A 17615-nucleotide genomic window follows, 5' to 3' on the forward strand; every position below is an offset into this window, starting at 1 on the left:
AGAAAACAATGGCGATTATAGTGAATATTGATGTGATGTTAGCTAAAAGGAAAATGAGCGTTACAGAGCTTACTGAAAGGGTTGGCATTACAATGGCTAATCTTTCTATATTGAAAAATGGAAAAGCAAAAGCGATCCGATTATCGACGTTTGATGCGATTTGTAAAGCTTTAGAATGTCAGCCTGGAGATATTTTAGAATACCGAAAAGAGTAGCATGACTGGAAAGGAGAGAGCATCATTGAAATCAATAACGCAGCTTCTGCATTTTGGCTACCATCAGGCGATGAGTTGCATATTTCCTATTGCGATCTTTGGGACTTTAGCGCTCTCTAACGTAATAGATCTGCCTTACATTTACCGATATGATGCCATTCTTATTATATTGCTTACCGTTCAATATCTTATGTACCGTACTGGATTAGAGACGCTAGATGAAATTAAAGTCATTTGTGTATTTCACATTATTGGTTTATTGCTGGAAATTTATAAGATAAGAATGGGGTCATGGTCATATCCTGAACCCGGGCTAACCAAGGTGTTTGGAGTGCCACTGTATAGCGGGTTTATGTACGCGAGCGTAGCGAGCTATATGTGTCAAATTTGGCGTAGACTGAAGATGGATATGACCGGTTGGCCGGGACTTGCTGCTGCTGGGTCGCTCGGAGCAGCTATCTATCTGAACTTTTTCACGCATCACTTCATTCCTGATTTTCGCTGGTGGCTAAAGGGGCTTGTACTCATTGTTTTTTGGAAAACTTGGATCATTTATCGGGTACGAACCACTACTTATCGGATGCCCTTGACACTGGCATTTTTCTTAGTAGGTTTTTTCATCTGGTTAGCTGAGAACATCGCTACATTCTTTAATGCTTGGAAATATCCTGATCAGAATCAGGTATGGCATGTGGTTAGTGTCAGTAAGATCAGTTCATGGTTCCTTCTGGTTATTATTAGTGTCATTATAGTTGCTCAACTCAAGCATGTAAAAGCTAACCGTAAAGTGAAAGAGTAGCGTATCAGCTTCAAAAGAAATCGTAGAACATGGCATGAGAATAAATTAGTGATGAGGAGGCGATGAGATGAATTATACAGATTTAAAAGAATTGCAGGATGTGTTTTTCTTTGGTCTAATAGAGCCAGAGGTAAATCAACTAAGGCTATCTTTTTGTAAAAGCAAAGCTAGTGATATCACTGAGCCACTTATGGTTAACGAAAAGAGCTCTCCAATAATACAAGTGGATTTTCACTCCTATATTGCATATTCGGTTAGAAATGAATTCTTTACTTCTAGGGATGATTATGAGGAATTTGACGGAAAAACATTTAGGATTTATAAGAAATCAAGGTATCTTGATTTTATTTCTTATGGAATATTCGCATCAAAGGATTTTGTAAGACCGTATAAGCATTATGGGATCTGTTGTATTGACCATGTCGTTGATATTATTTCAACATCGGAGCCTATTGTAAGGGAAACTAAATAGAGTCGTATGAACTTGAGAGATGGAGGGGAAAAGATGAAAGAAGTAATAAGCATTACTAGGCTTACCACAATCGAAGAAGCTGAAATCCTAGATTTTAAATTTGCTGAACACTTTGGATGGTATCAACGCGGAGATTACTATCGTCAATGTCTAAAAGAGAATCAAACGAATAAAAGGGTAACCTTAATTGCGCATTACAATGATTCCGTAGCAGGATGTTGCCATTTACTCTATGAATCAAAATATCCTTTTTTTCGTGAGGATCACATCCCGGAAATTAACGATCTGAATATCTTTCCCGAGTATAGAAGAAAGCAGATTGCGAGCAAATTGTTTGATGAATTAGAACGTATTGCGGCTAAGGACTTTAGATTTATTGGGTTAGGGGTAGGCCTCTATAAGGATTACGGTAATGCGCAAAGAATGTATACTGCTCGCGGTTACATTTTAGACGGTAGAGGAATGATGTATAATAATGTTCCTGTCATACCAGGACAACCCGTCATGGTCGATGATGATCTATTACTTTATTTAACTAAAGATTTACAGAGCAAATTGTAAGTTATACTAATACAGTTTGGGTAACTGATGGCACACATTGTATATGCTTGTCTTTTTTAATGATTAGAGTTATTATGGATTTTCAAAGTCGTTAATGGAGGTGCTTAATGAAATATTCCCAAGCGACAGACTATGCGCTTCATGCAATGCTGTATCTGGTGACGGCAGCGTCCGATAAGCCCGTAGGTGTTCAATTGCTTGCTGAGAAGCTGGGTGTTTCACAAACCTATCTGTCCAAAATGATGACCAAGCTAGTGAAGGCTGGATTGATTCAATCTGCACCCGGCGCAAACGGTGGCTATCGTCTCAGAAGGAAGTCCGAAGAGATCTCTTTTCTGGATATTATCCATGCGATCGAAGGGACTGCATCTTTATTCGAATGTAGCCTCGATCACGGTAGCGAGTGCCTGATTCAACAGGTTGTGATTGACGCTGAAAGACAGATGGAGCAGTACTTGGAGAACAAGAAAATTGCAGATTTGGCGAAAACAATGAAGACGGAGTAATGATCCGTTCTTTTTTGGAAACAATTAAAGATAATATAAGTCCGTAATAACTTTAATATAAAGGAGAATGAAATATGACGGAATTCTGGGAATCAAGCTTTATAGAAAAACAAACGATGTGGGGATTTGAACCTGCAGACTCCGCAATCGCCACTAAAGACTTTTTCCTTGAAAAGAACATTAAGGACATATTGGTACCGGGTATTGGATATGGTAGAAATGCAAAGGTTTTTGTTGAGAGTGGAATAAAAGTTACAGGTATTGAGATTTCACAAACCGCGATTGATTTGGCGAGAGAAAATGGGCTTGATATTAGCATTTTTCATGGTTCAGTGAATGACATGCCTTATGATAATAACCTCTATGAGGGAATATTTTGCCATGGTCTTATTCATTTGTTGAATAAAAGTGAAAGAGAAAAGTTCATTAAGGATTGCTACAACCAGTTAAAGCCAGGTGGTTATATGATTTTTACAACGGTTTCAAAAAAAGCCCCCATGTTTGGAAAAGGTACTCTATTGGATAAAAATTATTACGAGACAGAGTATGGCGTAAAAATATTTTTTTATGATGCTGAATCCATTACACAAGAGTTTGAAACCTATGGACTAGTTGAGTTCTCTGAAATTGACGAGCCGCACAAGGACATGATCAATAAACCTTCAATAAATTTTATAATGGTAAAATGTAAGAAAGAACTATAGTATAAATTTGGTATATCGGAGATAATAGTTTTCAAAAGAAAGTAGGTGTTATGTAGATGAGCGATATTATTGATTATTACTCAAGCTTTGACGAGTGGGGCAGGCTGGATAGAGAACCTTTAGAGTTCATTATTAATCTTCATTATATCAAGAAATATATGCCGTCAGCTGGGAAGGTGCTGGATAATGGCGCAGGACCCGGTAAATACGCGATGGAACTGGCTAAGCTAGGATATACAGTAACCCTTTCAGACATAACACCTAAATTGGTTGAAATAGCAACGGAAAAGGCAGCTGAACTAGAATTAACTGAGCAATTTGACGGGTTTCATAACTTAAATGCTATTGATTTAGAAGGAATACCTAATGAGAATTATGATGTATCATTGATGCTTGGTCCTTTATATCATCTGCAAAAAGAAGAGGAACGAATTTTAGCTGTAAAAGAGTTGCATCGCGTGACCAAACAGGACGGTCTAGTATTTGTGGCTTTTCAAAGTCGAATGAGAATGACCATTAATTCCTTACAATCCCCGCAGCAGTGGAAACCGAACGACAATATGAACACCATTAATGAATTCTTTGAGAATGGAATCTTTAATCATAGTGACAAGGGCCGGTTTACAGGTGCTTATTATTTTAATATTGATGAGATTCAGCCTTTCATGGAAACGAATGGATTTGAGTCGATAGATTTAATTGGATCATCAAGCATTGCAGCCATGTTAACTGCTGAACAGCAGCAGTATTGGACTCACCAAGAGGGGGAAGAGAGCTTGATTAACTTTCTCATATCTAAAGCAAATGATCCCTCAATCTTGGGCATCTCGTCACATTTGTTATACATCGGTAAAAGAAAATAAAAAAGAGCGCCAGTTTCTTAACTGGCGCTCTTTTATTGCGCAACAAAAATGATGGATTGTCTTACCGATGCAGTGTGTAGCGGTTTGCTTTACTCAACCCGCGGATCGTTTCGATTTCCTCTGAAGTTAGAGGGGGAGACTTAACAGCCGTTACATTATTCTTCAATTGCTCCATGCTACTCGCTCCTGGGATAATAACTGCCACAGATGGATGATCTAACGGATAATGCAGTGCCGTTTGTGCTAGGGTTCGAGAGTCACTCTTTTGTTGCGAAAGCTGATCATGCAATTGTAGAAGCTCATCACTACTGTAATCTAAGTACTTTTTCTCTGCTTTGCTGCGGCCATTCTCCGAAAGAATGCCACCCGCCAAAGGACCTCGGGCAATTAGACTGATTCCATGCTCGGCCAGCAGAGGGAGAATTTCTTCCTCAGGCCGTCGATCTAAGATGCTGTATTGGCTCATTACACTGACTATGTTTGATCTTTTTACATATTCTCTAATGACATTAGGACGAATAGAAGAGATTCCATAATATCGGATTAGACCCTCTTGTTTAAGTTCTTCAAAGGCTTCAATGGTCTCATCCATCGGATCATCAATCGTTCCGCCATGCAGCTGATACAGATCGATATAATCCGTTTGGAGGCGTCTTAAACTGTCTTTGACTGCGGATTTAATATAGGATTTTGATGGATCCCAGCTCCAGCCTTCTTGACCCGGAATTCTGCGGTTACCCACTTTTGTACTCAATATTACATCTTCACGGCGGTGACGAATCGCCTTACCAATGATCTCTTCATTACGACCCTCATCATACAGATCGGCTGTATCTAAAAAGTTAATGCCTTGATCGAGCGCTTCATGGACGATGGAAATGGCCTTTGCCTCGTCCGTACCTAAGGACATGCACCCGAGTCCTACTTCACTTACATACAAATCGGACTGACCCAAGCGATTTTTATTCATAGGTTATTCCTTTCTAATTCCGTTGATGATCATATTATAACGTTTTAATGCATTGAATTCGAATATTAATGGTTATTTCCTTTGACTTTATAACCTATAAGGATTATCGTCATAGCATATGTTATTTACTAGATGATGATGGATAGGGAGAGACTTGAACATATGGAACAAGCAATGTTTGCAGGTGGTTGTTTTTGGTGCATGGTTACACCGTTTGAGGAGTTACCAGGTATCCAAGGGATTGTATCGGGATATGCTGGAGGATTAACCGAGAACCCAACTTACGAAGAAGTCAAAACAGGAACAACAGGACATTACGAAGTGGTACAAATTACGTTTGATCCGGCGCTTTTTTCATACGAGAAGCTGCTTGAATTATATTGGCCTCAGATTGATCCCACGGATGATGGTGGACAATTTCAGGATAGAGGAACACAATACCGGACAGCCATCTTTTACTATAACGAAGAACAACGTTTAGCAGCCCTTGCCTCGAAGGAGCAGGTGGCTGTCAGTGGCAGATTCTCAGGACCCGTCGTGACGGAGATCCTTCCTGCGCCAACCTTTTATCGAGCGGAAGAGTATCATCAGGACTATCATCACAAGAATCCCAAGCATTATAAAGAGGATCGAGAGCAATCCGGACGGGATACCTTTATCGCTAAACACTGGTAATCACTTAAATAGTGTTTCTAAAGTAAAAAGAGCATCTTAAGTCGTTTGTGACTTATGGATGCTCTTTTTGCATCATATACAAATTTTATTTATTTTAAATTCTACATACTTTCTACACATTTATAGACTAAACTACTCTAAATCAAGCGAGAAAATCAAAATGGAGGGTTTAGAATGAAAAAAATCATACCCATAGTTGCTGTTACAATGCTACTAAGTGCAGTGTTAGCTGGCTGTCAATCGAGCGATAAAGCCAATTCTGGTTCAGATAAGCAAGCTGTTACTTCAACCCTGGATCAACCCTGGATAGCAACAAAAAACACTACACGTATTAACACTTCTGACCCTATAGAGGCAGCCGTTATAGTCTCTCAAACGTTATGGACGGCACAGACCAAGAACAATAGGCCTTCAAGTGTAGTATTAACGGATATGAGCAATTGGCAGATTGCCGCGGTCAGCGCGGATTTGATTCATCATCCGAACAATGGTCCCATTCTTTTTACAACGAAAGAGGGTGTCCCCGAGGCAACGTTAGCAGAGCTTAAGCGATTGAATCCTTTAGGCGCTGAAGGTAATAATGGTGTACAAGTAGTGTTCGTCGGACCCATGGCTTCCAATGTCGAACAACAATTAAAGACACTGGATCTGAAAGTAGACCGAATTGAGGGGGACGAGCCGGCAGCTGTAGCGCAAGCCATTGATACTTATTATGCAAAAGCTTCCGGTGAGCTTCCAAAGTCAGTCATTGTAGGTTCTATGGATAGTCCTGAGTACACACTGCCTGCAGTGAACTGGATCGCCCATATGCCAGAGCCGCTTCTCTATGTAACAAAAGATGAAATTCCCGCCCCTACGGTTGATGCTTTGAAAGAGCGTGGTGGTTCGGCTACGATTTATATCTTAGGACCTGAAAAAGTTGTATCTACAGCAGTAGAAAAGCAATTACAGGAATTCGGCACAGTAACCCGTATAGCTGGAAAAGACATTTATGAGAATGCCATTGCTTTTGCAACTTTTAAGGACGCCAGCAACGGTTTCGGTTGGGGCATAACGACACCTGGACATAACTTGTCTTTGTTGACTACCGATTCAACGATGTTGGCGATCGCCGCTGCACCTTTTTCACATTTAGGGAAACACGCACCGCTTATTTTTACGGAAAAAGACGGGCTGCCAGATGCAGTGATGGAATATATGATGACCCTTCAACCCAAATTTCAAGATTCACCAGCAGAAGGACCCTATAACCATGCATGGATAACTGGAGACAGCAATGTAATAAAAGAAAATGCCCAAAGCGAAATCGATGATATGCTGGAAATTTCACCGGCTGCAGGAGGCAATCCGCATTCCGGTCACTAAGAGTACGACAGGCTGGCATCAATAGCGACGATGTCGGCTTGTTCTGTGTTATTTTGTATAATAAGAAGAACTAGGCCACGAAGAGGGTGAACGACTTGAATAAGCTTCAGGTATTGATCGTTGATGATGAATGGAACATGCGGAATTTAATACGGATTTATTTAACGAAAGAAGGAATGACGACTAAAGAAGCGTCAACGGGGCATGAGTCACTCGCTTTGTTGAAACAACAAAACTTTGATCTAATCCTTTTGGATGTGATGATGCCAGATATGGACGGATGGCAGGTTTGTAAAGCCGTCAGAGAGGTAAGTTCTGTCCCTATTCTAATGCTTACAGCCCGCTCGGAAACCAAGGACAAGGTACACGGCCTCGGCATAGGCGCGGATGACTATCTCACCAAACCATTTGAGCCAGAGGAATTAGTGGCAAGAATTTATTCTTTAGTAAGGCGTTCAATGCTAACATCGACCCAACAACCTTTAAAAAAGGTTCTGACCTATCCGGGGCTAGCGATTTACCCGGACGCTCGTGAGGTACATATTCTGGATACAGCTGTTGAATTCACACTCAAGGAATTTGATCTGCTAACAGCCTTGGCGCAAAATGCTCATCGTGTCTTTACGAGAGAAGAACTAGTGGAGCGTTTATGGGGCAATGATTATGAGGGGGAGAATCGTGTCATCGACACACATATTAAGAATATTCGCGAGAAACTACATAAGGCCGGACTGTCCTATAATCCTGTTCAAACGGTATGGGGCTTAGGCTATAAATTTGAGATCCCAGGTAATCATCTATGAAGAATAATATTATCGGACTGAAGCTCGGGTCGGTCATCATGTCTGTTTTTTTAGTTGTTTTGCTTATTCTTGGGATCACAATAGACCGAATGTTTACCAGCTTTTATTACAACGAGATGCAAAAAGAAACGGAGGAGCTGACCTCACACTTTATCGGGATGGCTGAATCGCCGGATAGTTCAAACGAGCAGATGATGAGTACTTTTGCAGAGTTTTCGGACGTGAGTATATTTAATATTTCAAAAGACGGTAATGTTATTCTACATTCGGGTGTTCATGACCGCGCAGATCGTTCATTCATCCATGCTTCGGATCTTAATCGGATTTTTGCCGGAAAAAGTGTGAGTTTTGAGTATAAAGATCCTACAGGCCATAGATATTTCATCACTGGAAAACCCATTTCAGAGGATCACGCCATTCAGTCCGCTCTTTATGTTATGTCCTCTACAGAGAACATGAAGCAATCATTGGCTTCAATTCGTAACCTACTGCTGCTCGCAGGAATCGGGGCTTTTATATTGGCATTAGGGATCACAGGAATAATTAGCTTGCTATTATCAAGGCCGCTGATCAAGATGCAGAAAGCGACTCGAAAAATCGCTGCCGGTGAATTGGAAACGAGACTTTCCATACGGAGCAACGATGAAATTGGATTTTTGGCAGGAGCTATTAACGACCTTGCTGTAGATCTGCAAAGATACCGGGATACGCGTCAGGAATTTCTAGCCAATATTTCTCATGAGCTTCGAACACCCATCACATATTTGAAAGGGTATACCAAGGTCATAAAGGGTGGACTTTATGAGACTGAAGGGGAAAGAGATCTGTATTTGGATATTATTCACGAGGAAGCGAATCGGCTTGAACATCTGGTAGAAGATTTATTTGAACTGGCAAAGATGGAGGAAGGTAAAGTCACGCTTACGTTGGAGTGGCTAGATCTTAAGTATATGGCAGAACAAGCGGTACGCAGAGTCGAGCTGAAAGCCAAAGAGAAGGGAATTCAGCTGAAGATTGCTTATCATGGAGATTCGTATTGGGTTCGTGGAGATGAAAAGCGGATGGAACAGATTATGATGAATCTTCTGGAGAATGCGATCCGTTATTCGGATGAAGGTGAGATTAAGGTACATGTGAACGAGAAGGCTGACGAGGATGCTGTTGAATTTATTGTAGAAGATACCGGAATCGGGATTCCTGAGGAAGAACTCCCCTTTGTCTTTGAGCGATTCTACAGAGTTGAGAAATCACGCTCAAGGCAATATGGGGGTACAGGACTTGGACTATCCATTGTTAAAAAGCTTGTAGAATTACACGGCGGTAAGATTCGAATTACAAGTCAGCCTGGAGTTGGAACCCGTTGCGAGGTACAGTTGCCTAGATTAGCAGAAACCGAAAAGTAAGAACCAAAAGAGACTTTGCGTATTTACGCGAAGTCTCTTTTTACATGCAATCAACTAAGCGATTCTGTTGGCTCAAGCTCTTTAAGCGCCCATTCGCAAAACTGTATAGAGCTCTCCATATCCAGCACACGCTTCTGAATGAGTAAATAACGTCCAAAAGTCGTTGCTTTTAATTCGCGAGTCTCACCTCGTTCATCACGTAAAACTTCGTTGGCTTTCAGCAAGACCTTGTAGCGCTCTAGTTCGCTTTTACAAAACTCTGCACGTTTTTGCAGAAGGTCCTTTGCCTCCTCAGGTTTGGAGAGCCATAAGCTATACAACTTGAAATGCAGCTCGTCCCGAAGAACTGGAGGCTCCGCTGGGGTTTCCACCCATTTCCGCAATTGCTCAAGTCCTGCTTCCGTAATGGAGTATTCCTTTTTATCCGGCTTATCCGATTGCTGAATGAGCTGATATGAAATGAAACCTTGCTGCTCCATGCTCATTAGAAGCGGATAGATTTGACTATGTCCGGCTCGCCATAACGGTTTGATATTTTGTGTTAGTTCATATCCAGACAACGAGTTAGCACTAAGTAAAGTCAGAAGACCATAAGACAGTGTATTCATTACTCTGAAGCCCTCCAGTTATTATTATTCCGTTAATATTGTGATTTTTGGGCATATGTCATGATTGACATATCGTCTATACGATTATAACATTGTTTAAGTTAAATTATATATGTAAAAGTAGACATATAAAAAAGATAAGGAGGGGTAGCATGGATGTTAAACAAGAAAGTAAAATTCATTTTTGGCCTATAATGATTGCCATATTCTTTGGAAATTTCGTCTCTGTCTTAAGTACAACGACCATCAACATAGCTGTTCCTCTTTTAATGAATCATTTTCATTCGAACCTGAACACTATGCAATGGATGGTTACAGGTTTTATGCTAGCAACAGGAGTGACTGCACCACTTGCCGGATATCTGGGTGGCAGATTCAGCTATAAGCGACTGTATCTGTTCGCTTTGATGGGATTCACCATGTTCTCCTTACTCTGTGCAATAGCTTGGAATCCAACCTCTCTGATTGTATTTCGAATGCTTCAAGGCTCTTGCAGCGGATTGATTATGGCTTGTACCATGACGATTATTTTCCAAGTGATTCCGTCTGAACGCAGACCTTTCGCTGTTAGCCTGTGGTCACTGTCCGCGATGGTTGCCCCAGCCATTGGTCCGACATTTAGCGGATGGTTACTTCAGTATGCAAGCTGGCACTGGTTATTCTTAATTAACATTCCCATTGGGATCATTGCTATTATTCTGACTGTAGCGTTAATTCCATACTATCGAATGAATGTTCCGAAGTCCTTTGATATTCCTGGATTTCTTACCGTCGTACTGGGGAGTTTATCTTTGCTAACTGCATTTAGCCAAGGCAACAGCTGGGGGTGGAGTTCATGGAAGACCTTATCCTTAATCCTTGTGGGTATCGTTCTTCTAGTTTACTTTGTCTTGCACGAGCTGAAGACGGAAGTACCACTGCTGAATCTGCGCGTCTTCCGAAATCGCCGCTTTACTGCCATGCTTAGTATCTATAGCCTGGTGACGATAGCGATGTATGCTGGAACTTACTTAACACCATTGTTCTTGCAAACAGTAGAAGGAGCAACAACGCTTAAAACGGGGCTTATCTTATTGCCATCTTCGATTCTTCTGGCTTTACTTAGTCCAATCGTGGGTAAGATGTATCCAAAGTTTGGGCCTGTGAAGTTAATTTCTGCTGGTATTTTATTTATTTTCATCGGTTTATTCATGATGAGTCGGCTGCATACGAACGTTTCTTACAGCTTCATTATGTGGGCGATGGTCGTTCGGAATCTAGGCATTGGATTAGCCAACGTCCCAAGCAGCACAGCCTCTATGGAGGAAATTCCAGTCGAATGGTCAGGTCACGCCACATCAATCAACAACTGGGTTCGGAATGTCTTAAGCTCACTCGGTATTGCGGTTTTCACCTCTATTTTGTCAACAAGATCCTTGTTTCACTCTAAGGAGTTAATTAACTCAGGTGCAGGTAATACTGATTCGATAAGATTACTATCGTTCACGATGGGTGTGAATGATGTATTCGTAGTCGGCTCAATCATCGTGTTGTTTGGATTACCGCTTATGTTATTATTGCGCAAGAAACGAAGTGTGATCTCCGTTCAAAGCACAGGATAACCTTCGTGTCCTAGTAGATTAGAAAAGCAGACCAAGGGTTTAGCCTTGATCTGCTTTTTTTATATGTTAAGTTAGTGCATCATGTCGCCCATTCCACCCATGCTGCCCACAATTTCCGGATTGATCATCCCAAAGATCATCGCGATATGCGCTACAACCAAGAACCCGCTGATGAGTAGAAAATGAAGCTTCATTTTCTCTTCTTCAGTCCGTTTACGAGCGATCAGACCAAGATCTAACAAAGCTAACGGTAATAAGAAGAGCACTCCACTCAAATAGAAACCTACGGCTACCACATCCACCCACGTATGCCACTCGCCATTTACTGACAAAGGGATGAATGCAGTAGGGAACAAGTAGAGAAATACCCCTGTGAAGTACAATCCGGCTAGAATGCTGCAGATTTTGTTGAAGGTTCGTAACGAGCCTTTTAGATTCTTGGTGAATAAGATAATAAACTCTGTAACGGTGATCGTCTCAGCAAAAATCACGGGGATCGCCATGAATAAAATCAAGTTCCATGGCTGATTGTCCGCTAGCAAAGACATATAATGCGTCATGTTCATAAAATACTCCTCCGTTATATAAAAATAACTTTCGTACTGATCGTATTCGAGAAGTATGTGGAAAGTATGTAGAAACGAATGTATTATAAATACATCCATTAATTACAATCGAGGGGAGCAAGACGAGCGTGGGAAGAGGACTACGAAGTATTTTATTTGATTTGGATGGGACATTAACGGACCCAAAAGTAGGCATTACAAAAAGCGTAGAATACGCATTGAACAAATTTGATATTCAGATCGAGCATTTGGATATGCTTCTTCCTTACATAGGTCCACCTCTTTACGATTCATTTATTGAACTGCATCAGTTCTCAGAGGAACAAGCGCGTCAAGCGGTTATTTTCTACCGTGAGCGTTACAGCACCGTTGGGCTATTTGAGAATATGGTGATTGATGGTATACCGCAATTGCTGGAGGGTCTTAAGATTAATGGATTTTCATTGTATGTAGCCACCTCCAAGCCTACTGTTTTTGCAGAACAAATTCTTGAACGTTATAAACTAGATCATTATTTTGAGCATATCGGTGGTAGTAATCTAGACGGAACCCGATCTAAAAAGAAAGAAGTGATACAGTACGTCCTCGATCAGAATGCTATTCATCCAGAGGAAGCTGTGATGATTGGAGACCGCGAGCATGATATCATCGGAGCTAAAGGTTGTGGAGTGGAATCGATCGGTGTGACGTTTGGTTACGGACCTAAAGAAGAACTGGAGCATGCCGGGGCAGATCATATCGCTTATCAAGTAGAAGAAATTGCGGATATCATCCAACATATATCATTAAGAGAGCGGTGTGCAAAATGAGCCAACCTCGTCATTCAATCTTGGAGGGCACAACAATCAAGCTGGTTCCTATGGATGAAAGTCATGTAGAAGGGCTAGCGAGAGTATTAAGAAATCCAAATATCTGGGAATTTACTTGGCGAAAAATAACGTCGGACGAGCAGGTGCAGGATTTAATTACAACCGCATTCGCGAATCAAACCAATGGATCGCAATTTCCCTTCGTTATTATTGAACAAGCTTCTGGACAAATCGTCGGTACTACTCGAATCATGCATCCGGATTTGGTTCATCGTAATGCTGAAATCGGATGTACGTGGATCTCGCCGGAATATTGGAGAACTAGTGTAAATACTGAGGCTAAATCATTACTGCTTCACTATTGCTTTGAAGAGCTTAAGCTGGTTCGTGTAGAGTTTACAGTGGTGGCGAGTAACTTGAGGTCACAAAGAGCAGTGGAACGATTAGGGGCTGTTAGAGAAGGAGTTCTGCGCCAGCATAGAATCAGATCTGACGGTTCGATTCATGATAATGTGGTCTTTAGTATTTTGGATAAAGAATGGCCATCGGTAAAAGAGAATCTACACTATTTATTAAATGAGAAGTACTCATAATTCTATAAAAGAGCAAAGAGTCCCTCTCTTATCGAGAAGGACTCTTCTTCTATAGATCAGCCACAGGGCTGCTTATGGTTATTGTTTAGGACTTACAAGGATTTTCACTTGATTTTTTTCTTTCAGTAACGCTTCGAACCCGTGTTCAATCACTTCGTTCAACTTGATTCTCTTAGTAACCAGTTTGTCCGCAGGGAAGTAACCTTGTTCCATCAGGCTAATTACTGCTGGGAATACATCACGGTATCCGATGATACCAGTTAAATTACGTTCTTTAAGTACGATGTTGTTTGGAGTAATCGTAGCATCTTTTTCAAAAATACTGACGATCATGATTTGACCACTCAATTTAGTGGAATTAATTGCCTGTGTTAGGACGGGAGGGACACCTGTGACTTCAAAAGCAACATCCACGCCACCATCGGTACGTTTTTGAATTTCTTCAACCACATCATATTGCTTAGGATCGATTACTATACCGCCTAGTTCTTCAGCTTTACTCTTACGTTCTTCGGAAAGTTCTACGACATAAATTTCAGCAGCACCGGAAGCTTTCAACGCTTCAATCACAAGCAAACCGATTGGACCCGCGCCGAAGACTACAGCTTTGTCCCCAACCTTTAATTGACTGGAACGAACAGCATGGAGAGCAACTGCAGAGGGTTCTACTAAAGCGCCTTGCTCATAGGACAAGCTATCAGGGATTTTGTGTACCATATGTTGGTCTGCTGCGACGTATTCTGAGAATCCACCGCCACCACCAGCCAAACCTAGGAAGCCCATTTTTTCGCAAAGATTGTATTTACCTTGTCGACAAGCTGCACATTCACCACATGCAAAGACAGGCTCGACAACGACTCGATCACCAACATTAAACTTGCTAACGCCTTGACCTACTTCCACGATTTGTCCAGAGAATTCATGTCCCATTACGACTGGAGCTTTTTCACCAGTAAGGGGATGATCTGTACCTTGGGGAATGAAAATAGGGCCGGCTACATATTCGTGAAGATCGCTGCCACAAATCCCGCACCATTCAATTTTGATTTTCACTTTTCCTTCAAGGGCTGCTGGTTCTTCAATCGTTTCTAACCGTAGATCTTTGACGTTATGCCATCTTAATGCTTGCATATCATTCATCTCCTAGATTAATTAATTGATAATAAATAGTGTTTTTCTTCTGTGAAAGAGGAAACGTTTCCGAGAACAAATATGTCACATAATTTTCATATTGTCAAATTTAAATAATAAAAAATTAATATCGAAAATTAGTGAAAAATTTCACCTAAATGTAGTGTTTATAGGCATAAATTGATTACTTGTACTTACTATAAGTGCTTTTATTAGCACATTTATGTTACAATAAACACATTGGAAAAGCGGCTTGGATGAGCCGGATGGATATAATAATAGCTATGATAACGGAAACGATTCCGAAAATGAGGGGACTATCAACTTGGCTAATAAAAACAAAGTAACCATAGAGGATGTAGCGAAACGAGCGGGAGTAGGTATTGCTACCGTTTCAAGGGCGATCAATAATTCAGAGGGAATCAGTTCCAAGACTAAAGCATTAGTGCTGCAAGTGATTGAGGAAATGGGTTTTACACCTAATACTTCTGCACAAAGTCTGAAAATTCGCCAAACGAAGCAAATTGCTCTGGCTGTGCCTGATATTCGAAATGCTATTATTCCAGATATTGCTTGGTCCGTGGAGCAAGCCGCTAAACAGGACGGTTATCGCGTGATTCAGATTAATACTTCCGGAAATCCGCGGACAGAGCTTGAAACAATCCGTGAGATCAAGAAATTACATGTCGATGGCCTCATTATCATGCCCCTTGCTTATCCCAAAACTATGGTAGAGCTAATCAATAAATCGAGCGTTCCAGTCTCCATTATTAATTACGGGAAGCGGATCACAGAAAACGTAAAAGCCGATATCGTTAGCCTGTCACGGTTTGAAGGTCAGCTTATAATGGAGCATCTAATCAGTATTGGTCGAACTAGAATCGCATACGCAGGTGCGCAGAAAGATCTCATTGAGGATCGTTATCTCGCTTATCAACAAGCTTTAAATCAAGTGGATATTTCTTTGGTTTATTTTGGAGAAGATTTCTCCCTGCAAACTGGGGTACAAGCCGCAGATTATTTTTATAGCCTGACCCATATGCCAGATGCTATTTATGCAGTCAATGACATGGTCGCTATAGGAATCGTAAACCGATTTAAAGAATTAGGGGTTCATGTTCCTGAAGATGTGGCAGTGGTAGGAGTAGACAATAACTCATGGACAACTATTACAACTCCACAGATTAGTTCAGTTTCGATCATGGGAAATGAAGTAGCTCGATTAGCTACTCAGCTTCTTTTGCAACGGATCCAAGATAATGTTACGGGTGACTACCAAAGGGTGCAGCTTGATCCGCGTTTAATCGTGCGAGAGTCCAGCGTTTCGGTTAGACGAAATACAACAAGTTGATAATATACTCTAAATCCTGTTAGACTTAATGCTAAGTAAGCTGATGGGTTAATAAGAAATGAGGAGAATATTATGGCTAATATATATAAAAGCGTAACTGATTTGATTGGCAATACACCGTTATTGGAAATCTCGAAATATAGTAAATCTCAAAACGTTGAAGCAAAAATCCTTGCCAAGCTAGAGTCTTTTAATCCTGGAGGTAGCGTCAAGGATCGTATAGGTTATGCGATGATCAAAGATGCTGAGGATAAAGGCTTAATTCATAAAGATTCTGTAATTATAGAGCCAACAAGTGGCAATACCGGCATTGGCCTTGCAATGGCTGCAACCAGCCTTGGGTACCCGTTGATTATCGTTCTTCCGGATACATTCAGTATTGAACGCCGTAAGGTGATGGCTGCGCTTGGTGCTAAGCTTGTATTAACACCTGGAGCTGAAGGGATGAGCGGTGCTTTGAGAAAGGCGGAGGAATTGGCAGCGGAAATTCCACATGCATTCATTCCACAACAATTCAGCAACCCAGCTAACCCGGAAATTCACAGAACGACTACAGCGGAAGAAATTTGGCGAGATACTGATGGAAATGTAGATATTTTTATCGCAGGTGTTGGTTCTGGAGGCACCATATCAGGGGTTGGGGAAGCTTTGAAGGCTAAGAACCCTTTGGTACAAATCGTTGCTATTGAACCGTTTGATTCACCAGTATTATCTGGTGGCCGGCCTAGTGCGCATGGAATTCAAGGAATTGGGGCTAACTTCATTCCGGAGATTTACAATAAAGAGGTTGTTGATGAGATTTTTCAGGTGAAGAATAAAGACGCATTTAACGTAGCGCGTGAAATTGCCAAGACCGAGGGGTTACTGGTAGGGATCTCGTCTGGCGCCGCGGTATATACAGCTACACAAATTGCTAAACGTCCAGAAAATAAAGGGAAGACGATTGTGGTGATTTTGCCGGATACTGGTGAACGATATTTAACGACTACTCTGTTTGATTTTAACGAATAGATTGAACCAACTTATGACTTGAATGTAAGCCATCGGATGGGTGCAGATCCGGAGTATTTCAATTTCTAGCACTGAGGTTAATACCAACAAGGAGGCTCAGCAGAATGCTGAGTCTTTTTGTGCATTTTGTAATTAAAGAGTGATAAACTCAGCCCCTTATTTTACCAACGGCTATGGTACAATATAGCATAAATCGTAGTAGTTCTAAAAAAGGAGTATGAAACGTGTGAATGTGTTCAAAAAAGTTAGAAATAATTATGTGATTTGGCATGCAAATCGTATTCAGTTACTGGATCTTCCTTCAAGTCCTGTCGTTAGAAAGCAAGTGGTTTTCTCAGGTAGAGTTCAAAATGTAGGATTCCGCTTGGAAATATATACGATTGCTGAAAGAATGAGATTAACGGGTAGGGTACGAAATTTAAACGACGGAAGTGTAGAGCTAGAAGTGCAAGGAGAAGAGCAACAAATCTCTTTTTTAGTTCATTGCATGCAATCATTGAAACGGGCATCTGTAAAGAAAGTAACTATGAGTGATCTGCCTCTTAATGAGAGTGAGAAAGATTTTACGATAGCATTCCTGTAGAGCGTTAATTATCAGCTTTGCAAAAA

General features: G+C 41.1%; 21 protein-coding genes. 17 read left to right on the top strand and 4 right to left on the bottom strand.

Annotated features, from left to right (window positions below; translation table 11 throughout):
- Nucleotides 1–8: 8 nt before the first annotated feature.
- The 7 genes from ACN6MV_RS14205 to ACN6MV_RS14235 all read left to right on the top strand — a co-directional run bounded on the left by ACN6MV_RS14205 (nucleotide 9) and on the right by ACN6MV_RS14235 (nucleotide 4120).
- On the top strand, nucleotides 9–215 hold the full coding sequence (locus tag ACN6MV_RS14205; RefSeq protein ID WP_042127462.1) for a helix-turn-helix domain-containing protein: 207 nt from the start codon (nucleotides 9–11) through the stop codon (nucleotides 213–215).
- Nucleotide 216: 1 nt separating this feature from the next.
- A complete protein-coding gene (locus ACN6MV_RS14210) occupies nucleotides 217–1014 on the top strand; it encodes a DUF817 domain-containing protein (RefSeq protein WP_042127464.1) in 798 nt (265 codons plus the stop codon).
- A 67-nt stretch (nucleotides 1015–1081) separates the two neighbouring features.
- The gene (locus ACN6MV_RS14215) at nucleotides 1082–1486 is read left to right on the top strand and encodes a hypothetical protein (RefSeq protein WP_042127466.1); all 405 of its coding nucleotides are present in this window, start codon (nucleotides 1082–1084) and stop codon (nucleotides 1484–1486) included.
- A gap of 33 nt (nucleotides 1487–1519) precedes the next feature.
- A complete protein-coding gene (locus tag ACN6MV_RS14220; RefSeq protein ID WP_042127468.1) occupies nucleotides 1520–2047 on the top strand; it encodes a GNAT family N-acetyltransferase in 528 nt (175 codons plus the stop codon).
- A 107-nt stretch (nucleotides 2048–2154) separates the two neighbouring features.
- A complete protein-coding gene (locus tag ACN6MV_RS14225) occupies nucleotides 2155–2553 on the top strand; it encodes an RrF2 family transcriptional regulator (protein WP_042127470.1) in 399 nt (132 codons plus the stop codon).
- A 74-nt stretch (nucleotides 2554–2627) separates the two neighbouring features.
- Nucleotides 2628–3257 carry a class I SAM-dependent methyltransferase gene (locus tag ACN6MV_RS14230; protein WP_419886590.1) on the top strand — a complete coding sequence of 210 codons (630 nt, stop codon included), beginning with the start codon at nucleotides 2628–2630 and terminating at the stop codon, nucleotides 3255–3257.
- A 56-nt stretch (nucleotides 3258–3313) separates the two neighbouring features.
- A complete protein-coding gene (locus tag ACN6MV_RS14235; protein ID WP_419886591.1) occupies nucleotides 3314–4120 on the top strand; it encodes a class I SAM-dependent methyltransferase in 807 nt (268 codons plus the stop codon).
- 61 nt (nucleotides 4121–4181) lie between these two features.
- Here the strand turns inward: ACN6MV_RS14235 and ACN6MV_RS14240 are convergent, their stop codons facing one another.
- Nucleotides 4182–5090, bottom strand: a complete 909-nt coding sequence (locus tag ACN6MV_RS14240; RefSeq protein WP_419886592.1) for an aldo/keto reductase — start codon at nucleotides 5088–5090, stop codon at nucleotides 4182–4184.
- A gap of 162 nt (nucleotides 5091–5252) precedes the next feature.
- Here ACN6MV_RS14240 and msrA point away from each other — a divergent pair, with 162 nt between their 5' ends.
- From msrA to ACN6MV_RS14260, 4 genes are all read left to right on the top strand, one after another.
- Nucleotides 5253–5765 (top strand): peptide-methionine (S)-S-oxide reductase MsrA, encoded by a 513-nt coding sequence (gene msrA / locus ACN6MV_RS14245; RefSeq protein ID WP_076194248.1) that lies wholly within the window; start codon nucleotides 5253–5255, stop codon nucleotides 5763–5765.
- Nucleotides 5766–5939: 174 nt separating this feature from the next.
- Nucleotides 5940–7130, top strand: coding sequence for a cell wall-binding repeat-containing protein (locus tag ACN6MV_RS14250; protein WP_419886593.1), 1191 nt, complete (start codon nucleotides 5940–5942; stop codon nucleotides 7128–7130).
- Between the two features lie 95 nt (nucleotides 7131–7225).
- Nucleotides 7226–7933, top strand: a complete 708-nt coding sequence (locus tag ACN6MV_RS14255) for a response regulator transcription factor (RefSeq protein ID WP_375102846.1) — start codon at nucleotides 7226–7228, stop codon at nucleotides 7931–7933.
- Nucleotides 7930–9336: a sensor histidine kinase gene (locus tag ACN6MV_RS14260; protein ID WP_419886594.1), complete on the top strand. Its 1407-nt coding sequence runs from the start codon at nucleotides 7930–7932 to the stop codon at nucleotides 9334–9336. Before ACN6MV_RS14255 ends, ACN6MV_RS14260 begins: the two co-directional genes overlap by 4 nt.
- Nucleotides 9337–9386: 50 nt before the next feature.
- Here ACN6MV_RS14260 and ACN6MV_RS14265 read toward each other — a convergent pair whose 3' ends face one another.
- The gene (locus tag ACN6MV_RS14265; RefSeq protein ID WP_042127485.1) at nucleotides 9387–9944 is read right to left on the bottom strand and encodes a PadR family transcriptional regulator; all 558 of its coding nucleotides are present in this window, start codon (nucleotides 9942–9944) and stop codon (nucleotides 9387–9389) included.
- Nucleotides 9945–10096: 152 nt separating this feature from the next.
- On the opposite strand from ACN6MV_RS14265, the gene ACN6MV_RS14270 reads away from it, so the two are divergent.
- Complete coding sequence (locus ACN6MV_RS14270) at nucleotides 10097–11545, top strand: MDR family MFS transporter (RefSeq protein WP_419886595.1); 1449 nt, start codon at nucleotides 10097–10099, stop codon at nucleotides 11543–11545.
- A gap of 71 nt (nucleotides 11546–11616) precedes the next feature.
- Here the strand turns inward: ACN6MV_RS14270 and ACN6MV_RS14275 are convergent, their stop codons facing one another.
- Nucleotides 11617–12111, bottom strand: coding sequence for a DUF6803 family protein (locus ACN6MV_RS14275; RefSeq protein WP_419886596.1), 495 nt, complete (start codon nucleotides 12109–12111; stop codon nucleotides 11617–11619).
- A 128-nt stretch (nucleotides 12112–12239) separates the two neighbouring features.
- Between ACN6MV_RS14275 and ACN6MV_RS14280 the strand changes: the two genes are divergently transcribed.
- Together ACN6MV_RS14280 and ACN6MV_RS14285 are read left to right on the top strand one after the other, a co-directional pair.
- On the top strand, nucleotides 12240–12920 hold the full coding sequence (locus ACN6MV_RS14280) for an HAD family hydrolase (protein ID WP_042127488.1): 681 nt from the start codon (nucleotides 12240–12242) through the stop codon (nucleotides 12918–12920).
- Nucleotides 12917–13513 carry a GNAT family N-acetyltransferase gene (locus ACN6MV_RS14285; RefSeq protein WP_419886597.1) on the top strand — a complete coding sequence of 199 codons (597 nt, stop codon included), beginning with the start codon at nucleotides 12917–12919 and terminating at the stop codon, nucleotides 13511–13513. Before ACN6MV_RS14280 ends, ACN6MV_RS14285 begins: the two co-directional genes overlap by 4 nt.
- 78 nt (nucleotides 13514–13591) lie before the next feature.
- Here the strand turns inward: ACN6MV_RS14285 and ACN6MV_RS14290 are convergent, their stop codons facing one another.
- On the bottom strand, nucleotides 13592–14644 hold the full coding sequence (locus ACN6MV_RS14290; RefSeq protein WP_042127492.1) for a 2,3-butanediol dehydrogenase: 1053 nt from the start codon (nucleotides 14642–14644) through the stop codon (nucleotides 13592–13594).
- Between the two features lie 325 nt (nucleotides 14645–14969).
- Here ACN6MV_RS14290 and ACN6MV_RS14295 point away from each other — a divergent pair, with 325 nt between their 5' ends.
- From ACN6MV_RS14295 to ACN6MV_RS14305, 3 genes are all read left to right on the top strand, one after another.
- Nucleotides 14970–15995, top strand: coding sequence for a LacI family DNA-binding transcriptional regulator (locus tag ACN6MV_RS14295; protein WP_042132164.1), 1026 nt, complete (start codon nucleotides 14970–14972; stop codon nucleotides 15993–15995).
- Between the two features lie 72 nt (nucleotides 15996–16067).
- Nucleotides 16068–17006 (top strand): cysteine synthase A, encoded by a 939-nt coding sequence (gene cysK / locus ACN6MV_RS14300; protein WP_042127494.1) that lies wholly within the window; start codon nucleotides 16068–16070, stop codon nucleotides 17004–17006.
- A gap of 226 nt (nucleotides 17007–17232) precedes the next feature.
- Nucleotides 17233–17589 (top strand): acylphosphatase, encoded by a 357-nt coding sequence (locus ACN6MV_RS14305; RefSeq protein ID WP_419886598.1) that lies wholly within the window; start codon nucleotides 17233–17235, stop codon nucleotides 17587–17589.
- Nucleotides 17590–17615: the final 26 nt, after the last annotated feature.

Source organism: Paenibacillus sp. B-A-8, assembly GCF_048572915.1.
Lineage (GTDB): Bacteria > Bacillota > Bacilli > Paenibacillales > Paenibacillaceae > Paenibacillus_AQ.